Here is a 1,230-nt window from a genome sequence, read left to right on the forward strand (position 1 = left end):
TAATCCTCTGTAGACCACACCAATAAATGGCTGCGGAGGTGGGTTACTACTTATAAGTGTGGCAAATTAGGTAAATATCGTACATTTAATACGGAACAGCCCTGATATGGCCATCAAAAACGAAATTACTATTCTCACGAGAGCAGAACAGGCAGATCTTTATTCCCCACCCATTTTTTCAATCGAAGAACAACGTCTGTACTTTTCTCTGAACGATGCGGAATTGGCAGTTTTTCGGTCAATTCGTCTCAGAGCTCATAGATGTTACTTTGTCGCGATTTTGGGATACTTCAAATCAAAGCCCGTCATCCTAGATATCGCTTACTCGCAGGTTTCTAAGGATTTAATGTTCATCAGTAAAGAGCTGCTTGGCGGCAAGGGGCTCAGACCATTCACTCCCTCACAAAAACAAAAAGATCGACTCTACGCAAAAGTATTAGACCTTGCTGGTTATCACAAATGGGACGAAAGTCAGCACTTCAATTCTCTTTTCGACCACCTTGTTCAGGTGGGCAATGCCTGGCTGGAGCCGCGTTACCTCTTTGATACTGCTATTGAATTCCTAACCAGTCACAGCATTGCTATCCCTAGGTACACCGTACTCCAGAGACTGATAAGCAGAGCGATGCAGCAGGTCAGAAAAGACCTGGCGCACCAACTTAATCAACTCACCAGTCCTGAACTTCACGTCTTTCTGGACAGCATAACAGCCATTGATGACGGACTAAGCCTGAACCAGCTCAGAGGCGGTGCAAAAAGTCTGACCGTACCTGAACTTAAAAAAGAGCTTGCCCTTTATCATCAGTTAGCGCCATGGCGCACGCAAATCAATGGCGTTATCGATGGGCTTAATCTGTCTCTTAAAAATCGACAACACTTCGGTGAGCTCATCAACTATTACGGTAGTAAACTCAAACGATTCAAACGCGCACAGCAGCATCTATGGTTGCTATGTCACCTGACAGAGCGGATACAACTGGCACTGGAACGGTTAACTGATGGGTTCATTTACCATATCCGCAAGCAACAAGAAGCTGCCAACACCTTTGCACAACAAGCAGTGTTCCTGTCCTGGCAGTCAGCCGCGGACAATGTCACGAAAGCGGCAGAGTTACTGCATCTGTTTGTGGATGAGAACATTGATGATAATCAACCCTTCTCAGTAGTCAGACAACAGGCATTGAAGGTCATGAATGACAGGGATATCCAGACCCTCTGCCTTTACCTGAA

The 1,230-nt window shown here is 45.5% G+C and carries 1 protein-coding gene; it reads left to right on the forward strand.

All coding sequences use genetic code 11. From position 1 onward, the window contains the following. Positions 1 to 106 precede the first annotated feature (106 nt). On the forward strand, positions 107 to 1,230 hold a 1,124-nt coding region (locus tag R8N47_RS23515; RefSeq protein WP_206926158.1), incomplete at its 3' end, for a DUF4158 domain-containing protein.

It is taken from the genome of Vibrio sp. 2132-1, assembly GCF_033344315.1.